Here is a 17,071-nt window from a genome sequence, read left to right on the forward strand (position 1 = left end):
CGCGTCGACGTGCTCTTCGCCATGCTCAGAGACGGCACCTTCTACGAGTCACGACCAGCCGTCCCTGCTTGACCAAACCCATAAGGGCACCCCCCCACTCACGGGAGGGGTCGCGCCGCAGGACGAAGTCCGGAGGAGCGGCACCGCACCCGACACACAACGCCCGCCGCAGGCGAACGGCGAGAAACCACCACGGCGGGACAGCCGACAACGTGGGGCGAGCGCCGGCCGCCAAGGCCACGGCTAAAGACCCGCCGCCGGAACATACGTGCCCCAGCACGACCGCAGCGCATCGCACACCTCGCCCACCGTTGCCCTGGCGCGTAGCGCCTCGCGCATGGGAGGGAGGACGTTGTCCGTGCCCTCGGCGGCCTTGCGGAGGTCGTCGAGGGCCGTGGTGAGCGCGCGGCGGTTGCGGCGGGCCCGTAGGACGGCGAGGCGTTCGACCTGTTGGGCCTCGATCGCCGGGTCGACCCGCAGCGGAGCGTACGGCTCCTCCTCGTCCAGTTGGAAGCGGTTGACGCCGACCACCACCCGCTCGCCGGTGTCCGTCTCCTGGGCGATGCGATAGGCGTTGCGCTCGATCTCGTCCTTCTGGAGGCCCCGTTCGATGGCGGCCACCGCGCCGCCCGTCTCCTCGACCCGTCGCATCAGGTCGACGATCGCCTCCTCCAGTTGGTCGGTCATCGACTCCACGGCGTAGGAGCCGGCGAACGGGTCGACGGTGGCGGTCACGTCCGTCTCGTACGCGAGTACCTGCTGTGTGCGCAGTGCGAGCCGGGCCGCCTTGTCGGTGGGCAGCGCGATGGCCTCGTCGAAGGAGTTGGTGTGCAGGGACTGGGTGCCGCCGAGGACCGCGGCGAGGCCCTGGACGGTGACCCGGGCGAGGTTCACCTCCGGTTGCTGGGCGGTGAGTTGCACCCCGGCGGTCTGGGTGTGGAAGCGGAGCATCAGCGACTTGGGGTTCCGCGCGCCGAACTCCTCGCGCATCACCCGGGCCCAGATCCGGCGCGCCGCACGGAACTTGGCGACCTCTTCGAGCAGTGTCGTGCGGGCGACGAAGAAGAACGACAGCCGGGGCGCGAAGTCGTCCACGTCCATGCCGGCGGCGAGCGCGGTGCGGACGTACGCGATGCCGTTGGCGAGCGTGAAGGCGATCTCCTGCGCGGGCGAGGCGCCGGCCTCCGCCATGTGGTAGCCGGAGATCGAGATGGTGTTCCACCGGGGGATCTCGGTCCGGCAGTACTGGAAGATGTCGGCGGTCAGCCGGAGCGAGGGCTGCGGCGGGAAGATGTAGGTACCGCGCGCGATGTACTCCTTGAGGACGTCGTTCTGGATCGTCCCGTTGAGCTGACTGGCCGTCACTCCCTGTTCCTCGCCGACCAGTTGGTACAGGAGCAGCAGCAGCGCGGCGGGGGCGTTGATCGTCATCGACGTGGACACCTTGTCCAGCGGGATCCCGCCGAACAGCACCCGCATGTCCTCGACGGAGTCGATGGCCACGCCGACCTTGCCGACCTCGCCGGAGGCGATGGGGGTGTCCGAGTCGTGGCCCATCTGCGTCGGCAGGTCGAAGGCGACCGACAGTCCGGTCGTGCCGTGGGCGATCAGCTGCCGGTAGCGGGCGTTGGACTCGCGGGCGGTGCCGAAGCCCGCGTACTGCCGCATGGTCCAGGGTCGGCCGGTGTACATCGACGCGTACACCCCGCGGGTGAAGGGGTAGCCGCCGGGCGCGCCGAGTCCGCTCCCGGGATCCCAGTCGTCCAGCGCCTCCGGCCCGTACACCGGCTCGATCGGCAGGCCGCTCTCGTTGTGCCGCACACTGCCCGATTCCTGCGCCATGGACCCATGCCTCCCGCCGGGTGACCGATATCCGTTTTCTACGCCTTGTTCACAGCATGCCCGCAGGTTCGCCGCACCGCAGCACTGGGCAGCATGTCCGGGTCGCCGAGATCCGGGAGCAGCACATGAAGCGGAGCAGCGGGAGACGTACGGTGCCGGCGGGGGTCGCGGTGCTCGTGGTGGCGGCGCTCGCGGTGGGCTGTCGCCCGGTGACGGTCACGGGGACGACGCCGTCGGACGGCAAAGGGGGCCGGCACACCCCCACCGCCTCCGCTCCCCCGCCGCTCGGCCCCCGGGAACCACCCCACCGCTCCCCCGCGCCGCCCCGCCCGCACCACACCGCCTCCGCGCGGGTGATGGCCCACGGCTCACACGGCGCGCGGGTCCGAGAACTCCAGGCGCGACTGGTCCAGCTGGGGCTCTTCGACCGCGCCCCTACGGGGTACTACGCGTCCGTCACCGCCGCTGCGGTCCGGGACTTCCAGGGGGAGGCGGGCCTGCCCCGTACGGGGACCGTGGGGCCCGCGGACTGGCGCGCGGTACTCGCCCGGACGCACCGGCCGTCGCCGTCGGAGCTGCGTCCGTCGACCAGCCGGCCGATCGGCACTCCCGATCCGCGCTGTATGACGGGCCGGGTGATCTGCATCAGCAAGCGGAGCAACACCCTGGCGTGGATCGTGGACGGGCGGACCGTCTCGGCGATGGACGTCCGCTTCGGCTCCCAGTACACCCCCACCCGTGAGGGCACCTTCGCCATCACGTTCAAGAGCCGCCACCACGTCTCGACGATCTACCACACGGCCATGCCCTACGCGATGTTCTTCAGCGGGGGCCAGGCGGTGCACTACTCCGCGGACTTCGCCGCCCGCGGTTACCGCGGCGCCTCGCACGGCTGCGTCAACGTCCGGGACAAGGCGCGGATCGCCGCGCTGTTCGCCGCGGTGCGGAAGGGCACGAGGGTGGTCATCTACCACTAGGCGTGGGAAGGGAGATGGGGCGCGGGCAGGGCCGGGGGAACGTGCCCCGCCCGCGCCATGTGCGCTGAGCCGTGGGTACGGGGGGAACCCCGGCTCCTCGCGCAGCCGATGACCAGTCGGCTTCACTTCTTACTGCGTCACCGGCTCAAAAAACGTCACACCGTGCTGCTGGAAGTGGTGCTGGGCGTCACGGCCCGGGGGTCCGTGCTGGTCACGGACGACACCGGGGCCGGCATGGAGGCGCCGGGAGTGGGGGCGGTGGTGGGCGACTGGACGGGTTGTCCGTCCTCCTGGTCGCCGCCGGAGCCGCCGCCGCTCCGCCCGGAGTCGCCGCTGCCCTTGCCGTCGCCGGTGCCGCCGATGAAGCCATCGTTGTCACCCGAGCCGCCGCCGGTCTGGTAGCGCGCGATGTAGGCGCGGCAGAAGGCGTGCACCTTCTCCGAGCCGCCGGCCTTCTGTTCGAGGCGGCGCAGCGCATCACGGTCCATTTGGCCGCTTTTGCCGGATTCATAGCTCTGGCAGAGGTTGAGCAGGAATTTCTTCTTGTCGCCGTGACCGCCGTTGTCGTCGCCGTCGCCCCGGCCCTTGCCCTCACCCGGCCGGCCGGGGCCGTGGGTGACGCCCGGGCTGCTGCCCGGCGTCGGGGTACCGGAAGGCTTGCCGGTCCGCCCGTCGTGGGTGGCGTCCGGGGTCTGCGCCGTCGTGCCCTCGGTCTGGGCTCCGGGCCGTCCGGTCTCGAACGGTCCGGGGGTCTCGGCGGCCGAGACGCTGGAGCCCGGCTCGGGGTCTCCGCCGTTGCCCCGGAAGGGGCCGGGCAGCACGCCGGTGCCGGCCGCGACGGCGACGCCACCGATGGCGCACGCGGCGAGCGCGACGGCGAAGCCGCGCCGGAAGGGGCGGGCGAGCCGGGGACGTTCGGCGAAGTCAGCACCGTGCAGGGTCGCCAGCGGGTCCGCGGACCGGCCGCGCGTCGCGGCACCGGCGCCCGCGCGATGGAACGCGGCGACCGCAGCCTCTTCCCCGGTCAGCGGGGCGGCCTCGGGCGACCTGGCGGCGACCGCGGCGGCGGCCTCCAGCAGCTGTTCGAGCTCGCGTGCGCCGTCGCCGTGCCGGGCGCTGACCGGTTCACCGCGCAGCAACCGCTCCGAGGTGTCCTTGTCGAGCCAGTTGTACCGGTCGTCGGCCATCACATGTCCTTCTGCGTTCGTGCGGCCGTTTCCGTTACTGGTACGTACGATTCCGCCACGCCGTTACGGCGTCTTCGGCCCTGGAGGGGCATCCCGCCCACTGTTCCGCCACCCTTGCCCGGTGTCCTCGCCGGGCGGGCGGGCGGGTCGGCCGCGCCGTCGTCGACGGGGGCCGCGGCGGCGTCCGGGCCGCCGCCGTCCGGCTCGTCACCGATCATCTCGGCGAGCCGGCGCAGTCCGCGGTGCGCTGCGGTGCGCACCGCGCCCGCTCGTTTGCCGAGCACCTGCGCGGTGCTCTTGGCGTCGAGTCCGACCACCACCCGCAGCACCACGGCCTCGGCCTGGTCCTGGGGCAGCCTGGCTATCAGGCGCATGGCGCGGCCGGTGCCGAGGGCTTCCATGGCCTCGCCCGCGGTGTCGGAGAGGCTGGGGGTGTCGGCCAGTTCGCTCTCGTCGCCGCCGATCACCGGGCGCCGGCCGCGCATCCGGATGTGGTCGAGGGCGCGGTTCCGGGCGATCCGGGCGGCCCAGCCGCGGAACCGGTCGGCGTCTCCGCTGAACCGCCCCAGGTCGCGGGTTATCTGTAGCCATGCCTCGGAGGTGACGTCCTCGACGTCCGCCTCGCTCACCAACGTCCGTACATATCCCAGAAGTCGGGGGTGCACCGCACGGTAGACGGTACGGAACGCCGTCTCGTCACCGTCCTGTGCCGCCCGCACAGCCACCGTCAGCCGACGGTCGTCCGGCTGAATGTCGTCCCCTCGCACGGGTCCATCCTGTCGCACCTGGAATGTCCGCCGCCCGGTCCTTGCTGCTTTGCTGATCTCCTCGGCCGCTTTCTCTTCGGCCGCTCCGCCGTCGGCCGCACCGTGCGGGACCGGAGCGTGCCCCGGCTACCGCCCGCCGTCGACCACGGCGGACCGGGAACCACAGGTAACCCGGCTGTTCCCGGAGACCGTAACCCGTGAAGGCATCCGCCCCGAACCCGGGCCGGGGCTACCGCCGGTCCGGACCGGGCCGCGGGCGGGGGAGCACGAGACGTCCCCCGCACCGGCGAGGCGGGCGCACGGATCCATCTGGGACTCCCGGGAAGGATGGCTTCTTTCGGTCGCGGCGCATGGCGCGCCCGGTGCGCCGATCGGCGCGGAACCGCACGTTACGGGCCTGGCCGGGCCCGCGTCCAGACCACTGGCCGTGCCCCGGCCCGCACCCCGTGTGACGCTTTCGAGCCGTCCGGCGCTGTACCGGATAGAGGGTCGTCACGGCCCTTCACGAACGACGGCCGGGGCCTCTCCTGTGGGGGGTGGCGGCCCCGGCCGTCCTCGTTCTTCTCTCACCCGTTTCTTACCGGGCCACCGCTCACACCCGGTTGGCCAGCGCCTTGAACGCCGCCCACGACAGGGCGGGCGTCCGCGGGTCCCAGGTCTTCTGCGCAAGTGCCGCCAGCGGCAGCCGGATACCGGCCGCGACCTGCTGTTGGGTCTGGGCCTGCGAGCGGTCGCTCCAGATCGCGAAGCGCGCCCCGGGGATCCGGTCCGGGCCGGTCATGCTCGCCGGTACCGCCACCGGTTGGGTGCCGCGGATCACCCGCGGGGTCCAGTTCTCGTAGATCCGCCGACCGGTCGGGTAGACGAACTGGTTGGGCTGGCCGAGGACGTAGTAGAGGTACTCGTCGTTGAAGTTCAGGACGTTGCGGCCCTCGCGCAGGAACGCCTCGGGGGGCCGCTTGCCCTGCTCCTTGCCGGTCCAGTAGTCGACCATCCGGTTCTTGGCGGCGCTCACCGCCGCGCTGGCGAAGAATCCGTCGTTCCAGGCCTCGATCCGGTTCTTGCCCTGCGCCTCGACGGTCTTCTGCCGGTCGTTGAGCCAGCCGGTCGCCAGGTCCTCGATGGTGCCGTCGGGCCCGTACTTCTGCTGCGCGGCCCGGGCGAGCTGCGGGTACGAGGTCGACGGGGAGGAGGACATCAGCGCCTGGTACTCGTCGCCGCCCAGGTGCCAGTAGGCGGGGGCGCCCTTGGGGTTGGTGAACAACTGGCTCATCTCCGTGAGCAGGGAGTCGATCAGCGGACCCGCCTTGGGGTTGGAGATGTCGATCGCGCCACGGATCACCCGGCCCGAGGCGTTGTGCAGTTGCAGGTCGGGGTAGTGGTCCAGCACGGCGCCCAGGTGGCCGGGCGAGTCGAGCTCGGGGACGACGGAGATGTGCAGGCTGCGGGCGAGCCGGACGATCTGGCGGACCTGGGCCTTGGTGAGGTGGTCGGCGGAGACGACCTCGGGGTGGGTGTCGCTCTGGATGCGGAAGCCCTGGTCGTCGGAGAAGTGCAGCTGGAACTGGTTGAGCTTGAGGTCGGCGATCTCCCTCAGCCGCGCCTCGATCCAGCCCTGGGTGTACGGCTTGCGGGCGTTGTCCAGCGACATCCCGCGCTGCGGGCGGTCCGGCCGGTCCTCGATGGTGCCCTCGGGCAGGCCGCCGGCGGCGTGCACGGCCTGCTTGACGGTGCGGGTGCCGTAGAAGATGCCGGCGTCGGTGGGGGCCGTGAGGGTGAGCCGGGTGCCGCGGGCGGTGAGGGTGTAGGCCTCGTCGGCGGTGCCCCGTACGGGGACGTTGTTCGCGGTGCTGCTCGGCTTCGCGCCGTTCCTGCCCGCGAGCTTCACCTCGATGTCGCCGGGACGCACGGTCCTGTTCCCGTAGACGACCCTGAGCCCACCCAGATCATGGGCCAAGAGTTGCGCTTCGTCGGCAACACTGCTCTTCTCCCCGGCCGGCACCACCACCCGGGCCTCCCTGGTCGGGCGCCAGCCACTGCCGGCGGCCTTGCGGAAGTTGCGTACGGCGGGGATGACCTGCGGGGTTCCGGTCACCGGCGCCCAGGTGGGGGCGGTGGCAGCGGACGGGTTCACCTTGGCGCTGGTACTGCCGGGCGGCTCGGAGTCCGCGGCGCCGGAGCAGCCGGCGAGCAGCAGCGCGCCGGTGAGCGCCGCGGCCGGCAGTGCGGCGCGCGGCGGCCGCATCGGGTTCGACATCGTGCAATCCTCACTTTTCGGTGCGAAGGCATTGCCAGGTGTGCGGAGCCGGTCGTCTACGGGGTGCGCGAAACCTCTCTCATCCGGGTGAAATTCGCGCATCCGTCGGACAGCGGTGGACAGGCGTCGTTAGCGTGGCGTCTCTGTTCGTCACCCCTTTCCCAGGGCTCTCGTGGAACCGCCGGATACCGCCGGGGTGTCATGCCACACACACCACCGCCACCCGCCGCCGCCTCATCACGCGTCCCGGCTTCGGTCCGCTTCCTCCAGCTTCCGTCAGCCGCCCGCCCCGCACCCGTCGAGAAGATCCATTCGCATTCCTCCGAGGAGCCCACGCTGTCCGGCGACACCCCGGCCACCCGGCCGCCGACGCTGAACCGTCCGCACTCCACGCGGTGCGGCATACCTTCGCAGGCCCGCGGCGCCTCCGCCGCGCCACGCCCCCGCCCCGAAGGCCTCGGCCTGGACTGCTTCAACGCGCTCACCCCGGACGATGCGCTGACCGCGCTGCTGGACTGCTGCGCCTGCCGCCGCTGGGCCGAGCGGGTGGCCGCACACCGCCCGTACCCGGACCCCGAGTCCCTGCTCGCCGCCGGCGACGAGGCCTGCTACGACCTCACCCTGGCCGAACTGGAGGAGGCGCTTGCCGGGGAGTCCCCCGCCGAGCAGCCGCCGGCCGGCGCCCGCGGCCCCGGCACGCTCGCCGCCCACACCGCGCTGCGCGCCGCGCGCGCCGAGTACCAGCGGCGCTTCCGCCACACCTTCGTGATCTGCCTGGACGGCTACCGCGACGACGAGCTGCTCGACCAGGTCCTGCACGGCATCCGCACCCGACTGGGCCATGAGCCGGGAGAGGAGCGGGCGGTCACCGCGGAAGAGCTGCGCCGGCTGGCCCGCGGCCGGCTGACCCGGCTCGCGTCCACGCGTCCTTGAGTTCCGCAAACCCTCAAGTATCGCGGCATCTGCCCGGTAAAGCACCACTTCGCACCTGTGTGATAGCCCGTTGGTGCCTGTTTGATCACACCTAAGGACCCCCGCGCGAGGAACCGACAGCTCGTCGATACGATGACGAGCGGCCGGTGGACCGTACCCGGCCGGGCCCGACCGACAGAGAAGCCGGCGCGGCCCTAGTCCCCGCTCCCGGAGGGTTCTTCCGTGCCGGCTGGAACGCTGTACCGCGGCCGGGAAGGCATGTGGTCCTGGGTGGCTCACCGAGTCACCGGCGTCCTCATCTTCTTCTTCCTGTTCGTCCACGTCCTCGACACCGCTCTCGTACGCGTCTCCCCCGAGGCCTACGACAACGTCGTCGCGACATACAAGACGCCGATCGTCAACGTGATGGAGTACGGCCTGGTGGCCGCCATCCTCTTCCACGCCCTCAACGGCCTCCGGGTCGTCGCCGTGGACTTCTGGTCCAAGGGCCCGAAGTACCAGAAGCAGATGCTGTGGACCGTTGTCGGTGTCTGGGTCGTGCTGATGGCCGGTGCCTTCTACCCCGTGTTGCAGCACACCCTGCGCACGCTGTTCGGGAGCTGACGCCAGATGTCCGCTGAAACCACCTCCGCAGCCGCCGCGTCGGAGACCGTCGGCCTCTACGACGTGGACAACCCGGCGCCGGTGATCGAGGCCCCGCGCAAGCGCACCAAGCAGACCGGCCGGGCCTCCCGAGGCAACTTCGAGATGCAGGCCTGGCTGTTCATGCGGCTGTCCGGCATCGTGCTGGTCGTCCTGGTCCTGGGCCACCTGCTGATCCAGCTGGTCCTCGACGGTGGCGTCTCCAAGATCGGCTTCGCCTTCGTGGCCGGCCGCTGGGCCTCGCCGTTCTGGCAGGTCTGGGACCTGCTGATGCTGTGGCTGGCCATGCTGCACGGCGCCAACGGCCTGCGCACCGTCATCAACGACTACGCGCAGCGGGACAACACCCGCTTCTGGCTGAAGATGCTGCTGTACACCGCGACGGTGTTCACCGTCCTTCTGGGCACGCTGGTGATCTTCACCTTCGACCCGAACATCTCCTGAAGCCGGGGCTGACTGGAACCATGAAGATCCACAAGTACGACACCGTCATCGTCGGCGCCGGCGGCGCGGGCATGCGCGCCGCCATCGAGGCGACCAAGCGCAGCCGCACCGCGGTCCTGACGAAGCTCTACCCGACCCGCTCCCACACCGGCGCCGCCCAGGGCGGTATGGCCGCCGCCCTCGCGAACGTCGAGGAGGACAACTGGGAGTGGCACACCTTCGACACGATCAAGGGTGGCGACTACCTGGTCGACCAGGACGCCGCCGAGATCCTCGCGAAGGAGGCCATCGACTCGGTCCTCGACCTGGAGAAGATGGGCCTGCCGTTCAACCGCACCCCGGACGGCACGATCGACCAGCGCCGCTTCGGCGGTCACAGCCGCAACCACGGTGAGGCGCCGGTGCGCCGCTCCTGCTACGCGGCCGACCGCACCGGCCACATGATCCTCCAGACGCTCTACCAGAACTGCGTCAAGGAGGGCGTGGAGTTCTTCAACGAGTTCTACGTCCTGGACCAGCTGATCACCGAGGTCGACGGCGTCAAGAAGTCCGCCGGTGTGGTCGCGTACGAGCTCGCCACCGGTGAGATCCACATCTTCCAGGCCAAGGCCGTCATCTACGCGTCCGGCGGCTGCGGCAAGTTCTTCAGGGTGACGTCGAACGCGCACACCCTGACCGGTGACGGCCAGGCGGCCGTCTACCGCCGCGGTCTGCCGCTGGAGGACATGGAGTTCTTCCAGTTCCACCCGACCGGCATCTGGCGGATGGGCATCCTGCTGACGGAGGGCGCCCGTGGTGAGGGCGGCATCCTCCGCAACAAGGACGGCGAGCGCTTCATGGAGAAGTACGCGCCGGTCATGAAGGACCTCGCGTCCCGTGACGTCGTCTCCCGCTCCATCTACACGGAGATCCGCGAGGGCCGCGGCTGCGGTCCCGAGGGCGACCACGTCTACCTGGACCTGACGCACCTGCCGCCGGAGCAGCTCGACGCCAAGCTCCCGGACATCACCGAGTTCGCGCGCACGTACCTCGGCATCGAGCCCTACACGGACCCGATCCCGATCCAGCCGACCGCGCACTACGCCATGGGCGGCATCCCGACCAACGTCGAGGGCGAGGTCCTGGCGGACAACACCACCGTCGTGCCGGGCCTGTACGCGGCCGGCGAGGTCGCCTGCGTCTCCGTCCACGGCGCCAACCGCCTGGGCACCAACTCCCTCCTGGACATCAACGTCTTCGGGCGCCGGGCCGGTATCGCGGCGGCGGAGTACTCGGCCACCGCCGACTTCGTCGAGCTGCCCGAGGACCCGGCGCAGCTCGTCGTCGACCAGGTCGAGAAGCTGCGCAACGCCACCGGAAGCGAGCGGGTCGCCGAGATCCGCAAGGAGCTTCAGGAGACCATGGACGCCAACGTGATGGTGTTCCGCACCGAGCAGACGATCAAGACCGCGGTCGAGAAGATCGGCGAGCTGCGCGAGCGGTACCGGAACGTGTCCATCCAGGACAAGGGCAAGCGGTTCAACACCGACCTGCTGGAAGCCATCGAGCTGGGCAACCTGCTCGACCTCGCCGAGGTCATGGCGGTCTCCGCCCTGGCCCGCAAGGAGTCCCGCGGCGGTCACTACCGCGAGGACTACCCCAACCGCGACGACGTCAACTTCATGCGGCACACCATGGCGTACCGCGAGGTGGGCGCAGACGGCGCCGAGTCGATCCGCCTCGACTACAAGCCGGTCGTGCAGACCCGCTACCAGCCGATGGAGCGTAAGTACTGATGAGCACCCCGACTCTCGACAAGCACTCCGATGCCCTGGACGCGGCCGAGAACGACGCTTCCCATCTGATCTCGGTCACCTTCCGGATCCGCCGGTTCAACCCGGAGATCTCGGACGAGGCCAGCTGGCAGGACTTCCAGCTGGAGATCGACCCCAAGGAGCGCGTCCTGGACGCCCTCCACAAGATCAAGTGGGACCTGGACGGTTCGCTGACCTTCCGCCGCTCCTGCGCCCACGGCATCTGCGGCTCGGACGCCATGCGGATCAACGGCAAGAACCGCCTGGCCTGCAAGACGCTGATCAAGGACATCAACCCGGAGAAGCCGATCACCGTCGAGGCCATCAAGGGCCTGACCGTGATGAAGGACCTCGTCGTCGACATGGAGCCCTTCTTCCAGGCCTACCGCGACGTGATGCCCTTCCTGATCACGACGGGCAACGAGCCGACCCGGGAGCGCCGGCAGTCCGCCGAGGACCGCGAGCGGTTCGACGACACCACCAAGTGCATCCTGTGCGCCGCCTGCACGTCCTCGTGCCCGGTGTTCTGGAACGACGGCCAGTACTTCGGCCCGGCGGCGATCGTCAACGCGCACCGCTTCATCTTCGACTCGCGCGACGAGGCCGGTGAGCAGCGCCTGGAGATCCTCAACGACAAGGACGGCGTCTGGCGCTGCCGGACGACCTTCAACTGCACCGACGCCTGCCCGCGCGGCATCGAGGTCACCAAGGCGATCCAGGAAGTGAAGCGGGCGCTGATCACCCGGCGCTTCTAGTGCACCGCACCCGGCGCCGCTCCCACGGACGTGGGAGCTCGCCGTGCGGGTGCCTCAGCTGCTGAGCGAGGAACCCGCGAGCAGGGCCCGGCACCCGGTCACCACACCGGGGGCCGGGCCCTGCCGCGTGGTGTGCCCGACCGCCCCGCCGGCCGGGTAGACCAGCACCGGCGGCAGCTCCTCGTCCACCAGGGCCACCGGATCGCCCCGGCAGAAGTACGACGGGACGAACACCAACCCCCGCCCCTCCAGGTGCAGCTCCCGGTCCACCGGATAGCCGACCTCCAGCACCGGCGGCCGCCACCGCATCGTCGGCCCGAACGTCCGCAGCATCGCCGCCGCCCCGGACTGTCCCAGCGCATGCACCCGCAACGCCCGGTCCGCGCCCACCCGTTGGGCGATCCGCGGCCAGCTCGGCGCGACCGCGAGATGGTGGTACGTGCGCAGGCTCCGGGCGAGCTGCCGCAGGGCGGCCGGCTCCCCCTCCCCGATCCCGCGCGCCCACCCCGGCAACGCACGGTGCCCCGACAGCCGGGTGAGCTCGGCCCGCAGCCGGGCCCGGGGTGTGCTCATCACGGCCTCCAGCCCGGGTTCCACACCGTCCAGCGCCGCGAACGGCGTGAGGAAGTCCGGGAAGTACCCGTGCTTCGGCACCAGCGTGAACAGGGCCCGCAGCGGCCCCGGGCCGTGCCGGACCGCATGCTGCCGCCAGGCCGTCAGGGCCGGCTCCGGACGGCTCTCCCGCAGACTGTGCAGACTCAGCACCGTCTCCCAGAGCGGGTCGGCCCCGTCGGCCACTTTCGTACGGGTCAGATCCTGTGCGGTGAAGTGCACTCGTAGCACATCAGCCCCCTGCTTCTCGCCGCTCTCCCCCGAACGGCGTGCACACGAGGATCCGTCCGCCGGGTGGGGCATGGCAAGCGGGACACGCAAGGAGATTCTCGGTCGTCCCCCGGCGCTTCTCAGGCGGAGCGCAGCGCCATCGCCGCCAGCGCCTCATCCTGTGCCCGGCGCTCCCCCATGACCTGCGCATACGCCGTCAGGGCGGACCTCCGCCGCGTCAACTCGGCCATCTCAGCGTCCAGTTGGGCCATCTGCTGTTCGACGATGCCCTGCGACAACCGACACGGGACCAGCCCCGGCCCGCCCCGCGCGCAGGGCAGCAGCTGCCGGATGGTGTCCGTGTTCAGCCCCGTGGCGAGCAGCTCCCGGACCCGTGTGACGGTCTCGACCGCCGCCTCCCCGTCGTACCGCCGATAGCCGTTCCCGTCCCGCTCCGCGTGCAGCAGCCCGCGCTGCTCGTAGTAGCGCAACACCCGCACGCTGACGCCCGTACGACGCGCCAGTTCACCGATTCGCATCCCGCGTCCCGCCCCTCTCCGGCCCGTGCCCCGGGCCGACTTGACCCTGACACCGGTGTCAGGTTGCAACCTCTTGGCCATGACACAGATTCCCGCAGCCCGTCCGGCTGCCCCGGCCGCACTGCCCCGCCTGTCCACCACCCTCGCCGGCGCCCCCGACGGGCCCGGCATCCTCCTGGCCCACGGGGCCACCGGCAGCGTCGCGTCCAACTACGGCGACCTCATCCCCCTCCTGGCGTCCTCCGGCCACCGCGTGGTGGCGTCCGACTACCCCGGCTCCGGCGACACCCCGCGCGCCACCGGCCCGTTGGAGCTGGACGTCCTGGCCGACGCCGTGGTGGCCGAGGCCACCGCGGCCGGGCTGGAGACCTTCACCCTGATCGGCTTCTCCATGGGCACGGCCGTCTCGGTACGCGCCGCCGCCCGCCACCCCGAGCGGGTACGGGGCCTGGTCCTGACCGCCGGCCTCGCCAAGGCGGACGCCCGTACCACGGTCTGGGTCGACCTGTGGCTCCGCCTGTTGGCCCACGGTGACTACCAGGGCTTCGCCCAGGCCCGGGCCCTGAGCGGGCTCTCCCTTGAGCGCTTCAACGCCCTGACACCGGAGGAACTGGACACCGTACTGGACCCCGACCCTTCCCTCCCGCCCGCCGGCTCCGCCGAACAGGCCGCCCTCGTCCGCACCCTGGACACCACCGCCGACCTGCCCGGCCTGTCGGTCCCGACCCTGGTCATCGCCACCACGCTGGACACCCTGCTGCACCCGTCGCACTCCCGTTACCTGGCCGACCACATCCCCGGCGCCGAGTACGCCGAGCTGGCCACCGGTCACCTGCCCATGGTCGAGCGCCCGGAGGAGTGGCAGAACCTGATCACGGCCTTCCTCGCCAAGCACCGGCTGTGAGCACGAACCTGGCGGACCGAAACATGACGTTCGTCAGTACCGACCGCGAAAAGCCGTGCCTACGCTCGGGGTTATGAACCAACGTCACACCACCCGCCGACTCCGGCGCGGCCGCGGCCCGGTCGCGTTACTGCTCGCCACCGCCCTCACCCTGCCCGTCGTCGCCGCCGGCTCCGCCGTCGCCGCGCCCGCACCCGCACCCACGCCCGCGGTGACGGCGACGGTGACGCCGGCGGCGACGACAGCGGTGACAGCGACGGCAGTGACGACGTCCAGCGTCACCACGCCCCACATACGCCTCGAACTCCCCCGCCCCACCGGCCCGTTCGCGATCGGGCGGGACACCCTCCACCTCACCGACAAGCAGCGCCGGGACCCCTGGGTGCCCTCTGCGGGCGCGCGGGAGCTGATGGCCTCGGTCTACTACCCGGCCAGCCGCGGCACCGGCGGCGCCCCCGTCCCGTACATGGCGGTCAAGGAGGCCCAACTCCTCCTGGCGGGCACCAAGCACAGCGACGTGCTGCCGCCCGAGGCGCTCGCCGCCACCCGCACCCACGCCCGCGCCGACGCCCGGCCGATCGGCGGCCGCCATCCGCTGGTGGTGCTCTCCCCGGGCTTCACGCTCAACCGCGCAACGCTCTCCCTGCTCGCCGAGGAGCTGGCCTCACGCGGCTACGTCGTGGCGCTCCTCGATCACGCCCATGAATCGTTCGGCACCACGTTCCCCGGGGGCCGCACCCTGACGTGTGCGGCCTGCAAGGCGATCGAGGGCGTTCCCGAGAGCACCGCCCGGAAACTGATGGGAAAGGTCGCCACGGGCCGTGCCGCCGATATCCGCTTCGCCATCGACGCGCTGACGGGAACCGGCGGCCGGCCCGGCGGTGCCGCTCCCGCCTGGCGCCACTCCGGCATGATCGACACCCGGCGGATCGGTGCCGCCGGCCACTCCATCGGCGGCAACAGCGCGGCGACCGCGATGGCGGCCGACCGCCGTATCCACGCCGGGATCAACATGGACGGCACCTTCTTCGCACCGGTCCCCCGCACCGGGCTCGGCGGCCGCCCGTTCATGATGCTCGGCGGCCTCAACGGCCACTCCCCCGGTGACGAGGACACCACCTGGCTGCGCGACTGGCGCCGCCTCGACGGCTGGAAGCGGTGGCTGACCGTACGCGACGCCGGCCACTTCTCCTTCATCGACCTGCCGGTCCTGGGGGCCCAGCTCGGCCTCACCGACCCCAGCGCGCCACTGCCCGGCAAACGGTCCGGGGAGATCACCCGTGACTACGTCGGCGCCTTCTTCGACCGGCACCTGCGCGGCATACCCCGGCCACTGCTGAACGGCCCGTCCGCCACGAATCCCGAGGTCGTCTTCCAGAATCCGTAAACCCAGCAGAGCGGGGCGGGGAGCGGAACAGGACCACCTGCCGCTCCCCGCCCATGACCCTATTTCTCTCCCTCGACAACCTTGTCCAGGAAGGAGTTCAGATTCCGCACGGTGCGCGCGATCCGGTCCTCCAGCGGCAGTGTCTCCTCGTGCCGCCCCGCGAGCTGCGACTGCTTGCGCCCGCGGACGTAGAGCGAGCACGCCAGATCGGTGCAGAAGTACGCCCCCACGGTGTTCCCCTGCCGCCCCGCCGGCCCCGCCCGGCGCGCCGCGAGCAGGCTGACACCGGACCCCGGATGCCCGGTCATGCACACCGAACACACCGTGGTCTTGGTGAAACTCCGCCGCACCCCCTGCGGCACCCGCAGCGTCACGCCGATGAGCCCGTCACCGCGCGGCGCCACCAGATAGCTCCGGTCGGGCGCACCCGGATCACGCCACCCGAGGTAGTCGAGGTCCCCCCACGGCCGCTCGGCCAGCCCCACAGGCAGATTGATCCGGCTCGCCTCCCCCTTCGAACAATTCACAAAGGAGGCACGTATCGCTTTTTCACCAATGGGGTCCATAAACACCGAAGCTAACAGCGGCCTCACGGCCCCGTCGCGGCATTTTCCGGCGGTACGGCTCAGCCCCAGGCCTGGCCGCCGTTGTTGTTGCGGCGGCGGGTGGCGACCACGACGCCGACGACGATGCCGACGACCACCAGCACGCCGAGGCCGATGCCGCCGAAGAGCATCACCTTCTCCTTGCCGCCCATGGGCGCGTCGGCCTCGGGCTTGTCCGCTCCGGGGACCACCCCGCTCTGCGGCGCCTTGCCCTGCGGCATCGGCAGCGGCCCCTGCGCCGGCCCGGCCGCGATGGTCCGCCGCAGGGCGGGACCGGGCTGGATGAAGCCGTAGCCGTAGTGGGCGTCCGGCAGCTTGAGGTGCTTGTCCTTCTCGGCCTGCGCGAGTCCGGCGGTCTTCACCAGGCGGTTGGCGATCTGGCCGGGGGTGAGCTTCGGGAACTTCTCCTTGAGGAGGGCGGCGGCGGCGGAGACGTAGGCACTCGCCGCCGAGCTGCCGTCTGCCGTGCGGTAGGCCGAGTCGCTCTTGCCCATGGCCACGGGGATCTTTACCCCCGGAGCAAGCAGGTCGAGGGTGGAGTTGGCGTTGTTGGCGTCGTCCGCCTCGCCGTACTGGTCGACCGATCCGGCACCGATCACGCCGGGGCAAGCGGCCGGATAGTTCTTCTTGGGGAGACCGTCGTTACCGACGCCGGCCACCACCACGACGCCCTTCTCCAGCGCGTAGTGGATCGATGCGCAGTCGTCGGCGCCCGGAACGCTTTCGGTGTACGACATATTGATCACGTCGGCGCCGTGGTCGACCGCCCACCGCGTGGCCAGCCCGCTGTTCTTGAACTCGGGGACGGGGAGGATCTTGGCATCAGGTGCCAGTCCCTTCACGCCCTCGGAGCCGCCGGGGCCGTGTCCGTGCCCGGCGATGATGCCGGCCATCGCGGTGCCGTGATCACGGACGTCCTCGTTCGGCTTCAGGCTCTTGGCGTGCTGCTCCTCGGTGGCCTTGCCCCAGTCCGGCCCGGCCAGGAACTGCCCAGTCAGGTCCTGGTGCGTCGTACGGAAGCCGCTGTCGAGCACCGCCACCGTCACGCCCTTGCCGGTGGCGTCCTTCCAGAGCTGCTGGGCCCCGAACGCCTCCAACGGCCACTGGCCCTTCCGCACCTGGTCCGCGGAGGCGGTACCGCCCGAGGCCAGCAGCAGCGCTCCGGTCAGCGCAGCACCTGCCGTCGCGCGCAGTGTTCGGGTGACCCTCATCCTTCG

16 protein-coding genes are annotated in these 17,071 nt (G+C 71.1%); 8 read left to right on the plus strand and 8 right to left on the minus strand.

Annotated features, from left to right (window positions below; genetic code table 11):
• Positions 1-243 precede the first annotated feature (243 nt).
• Positions 244-1,842: a methylmalonyl-CoA mutase family protein gene (locus tag AB0C96_RS10085; RefSeq protein ID WP_362915606.1), complete on the minus strand. Its 1,599-nt coding sequence runs from the start codon at positions 1,840-1,842 to the stop codon at positions 244-246.
• Positions 1,843-1,967: 125 nt separating this feature from the next.
• On the opposite strand from AB0C96_RS10085, the gene AB0C96_RS10090 reads away from it, so the two are divergent.
• Positions 1,968-2,819, plus strand: a complete 852-nt coding sequence (locus tag AB0C96_RS10090) for a L,D-transpeptidase family protein (protein WP_362915607.1) — start codon at positions 1,968-1,970, stop codon at positions 2,817-2,819.
• A gap of 155 nt (positions 2,820-2,974) precedes the next feature.
• Here AB0C96_RS10090 and AB0C96_RS10095 read toward each other — a convergent pair whose 3' ends face one another.
• The 3 genes from AB0C96_RS10095 to AB0C96_RS10105 all read right to left on the minus strand — a co-directional run bounded on the left by AB0C96_RS10095 (position 2,975) and on the right by AB0C96_RS10105 (position 7,030).
• Positions 2,975-4,006, minus strand: coding sequence for a hypothetical protein (locus tag AB0C96_RS10095; RefSeq protein WP_362915609.1), 1,032 nt, complete (start codon positions 4,004-4,006; stop codon positions 2,975-2,977).
• Positions 4,006-4,773, minus strand: a complete 768-nt coding sequence (locus AB0C96_RS10100) for an RNA polymerase sigma factor (RefSeq protein WP_362915611.1) — start codon at positions 4,771-4,773, stop codon at positions 4,006-4,008. The genes AB0C96_RS10095 and AB0C96_RS10100 overlap by 1 nt, the downstream gene beginning before the upstream one ends.
• Positions 4,774-5,365: 592 nt before the next feature.
• Entirely contained in the window at positions 5,366-7,030 is a 1,665-nt protein-coding gene (locus tag AB0C96_RS10105) for a glycoside hydrolase family 20 protein (RefSeq protein ID WP_362915613.1), read from the minus strand.
• Positions 7,031-7,492: 462 nt separating this feature from the next.
• Here AB0C96_RS10105 and AB0C96_RS10110 point away from each other — a divergent pair, with 462 nt between their 5' ends.
• From AB0C96_RS10110 to AB0C96_RS10130, 5 genes are all read left to right on the plus strand, one after another.
• On the plus strand, positions 7,493-7,963 hold the full coding sequence (locus AB0C96_RS10110) for a 2-oxo-4-hydroxy-4-carboxy-5-ureidoimidazoline decarboxylase (RefSeq protein WP_362915891.1): 471 nt from the start codon (positions 7,493-7,495) through the stop codon (positions 7,961-7,963).
• Positions 7,964-8,185: 222 nt separating this feature from the next.
• Positions 8,186-8,566, plus strand: a complete 381-nt coding sequence (sdhC, locus tag AB0C96_RS10115; RefSeq protein WP_079123594.1) for a succinate dehydrogenase, cytochrome b556 subunit — start codon at positions 8,186-8,188, stop codon at positions 8,564-8,566.
• Positions 8,567-8,572: 6 nt separating this feature from the next.
• A complete protein-coding gene (locus tag AB0C96_RS10120; protein ID WP_362915615.1) occupies positions 8,573-9,049 on the plus strand; it encodes a succinate dehydrogenase hydrophobic membrane anchor subunit in 477 nt (158 codons plus the stop codon).
• Positions 9,050-9,069: 20 nt separating this feature from the next.
• Positions 9,070-10,824 carry a succinate dehydrogenase flavoprotein subunit gene (gene sdhA, locus AB0C96_RS10125; protein ID WP_362915617.1) on the plus strand — a complete coding sequence of 585 codons (1,755 nt, stop codon included), beginning with the start codon at positions 9,070-9,072 and terminating at the stop codon, positions 10,822-10,824.
• Positions 10,824-11,597 (plus strand): succinate dehydrogenase iron-sulfur subunit, encoded by a 774-nt coding sequence (locus AB0C96_RS10130; RefSeq protein WP_362915619.1) that lies wholly within the window; start codon positions 10,824-10,826, stop codon positions 11,595-11,597. Before sdhA ends, AB0C96_RS10130 begins: the two co-directional genes overlap by 1 nt.
• 54 nt (positions 11,598-11,651) lie before the next feature.
• On the opposite strand, the gene AB0C96_RS10135 is transcribed toward AB0C96_RS10130, so the two are convergent.
• Together AB0C96_RS10135 and AB0C96_RS10140 are read right to left on the minus strand one after the other, a co-directional pair.
• Positions 11,652-12,440 carry a hypothetical protein gene (locus AB0C96_RS10135; protein ID WP_362915621.1) on the minus strand — a complete coding sequence of 263 codons (789 nt, stop codon included), beginning with the start codon at positions 12,438-12,440 and terminating at the stop codon, positions 11,652-11,654.
• A 119-nt stretch (positions 12,441-12,559) separates the two neighbouring features.
• A complete protein-coding gene (locus AB0C96_RS10140) occupies positions 12,560-12,958 on the minus strand; it encodes a MerR family transcriptional regulator (protein WP_362915623.1) in 399 nt (132 codons plus the stop codon).
• Between the two features lie 79 nt (positions 12,959-13,037).
• Between AB0C96_RS10140 and AB0C96_RS10145 the strand changes: the two genes are divergently transcribed.
• A complete protein-coding gene (locus tag AB0C96_RS10145; RefSeq protein ID WP_362915625.1) occupies positions 13,038-13,862 on the plus strand; it encodes an alpha/beta fold hydrolase in 825 nt (274 codons plus the stop codon).
• Positions 13,863-13,935: 73 nt separating this feature from the next.
• Positions 13,936-15,249 carry an alpha/beta hydrolase gene (locus tag AB0C96_RS10150; protein ID WP_362915627.1) on the plus strand — a complete coding sequence of 438 codons (1,314 nt, stop codon included), beginning with the start codon at positions 13,936-13,938 and terminating at the stop codon, positions 15,247-15,249.
• A gap of 59 nt (positions 15,250-15,308) precedes the next feature.
• On the opposite strand, the gene AB0C96_RS10155 is transcribed toward AB0C96_RS10150, so the two are convergent.
• Both AB0C96_RS10155 and AB0C96_RS10160 read right to left on the minus strand, forming a co-directional pair.
• Complete coding sequence (locus tag AB0C96_RS10155; protein WP_362915629.1) at positions 15,309-15,815, minus strand: FBP domain-containing protein; 507 nt, start codon at positions 15,813-15,815, stop codon at positions 15,309-15,311.
• Positions 15,816-15,874: 59 nt separating this feature from the next.
• A complete protein-coding gene (locus AB0C96_RS10160; RefSeq protein ID WP_362915631.1) occupies positions 15,875-17,065 on the minus strand; it encodes a S8 family serine peptidase in 1,191 nt (396 codons plus the stop codon).
• Positions 17,066-17,071 lie beyond the last annotated feature (6 nt).

Origin of the sequence: Streptomyces sp. NPDC048506 (genome assembly GCF_040651315.1) — a bacterium.
Taxonomy (GTDB): Bacteria; Actinomycetota; Actinomycetes; order Streptomycetales; family Streptomycetaceae; genus Streptomyces.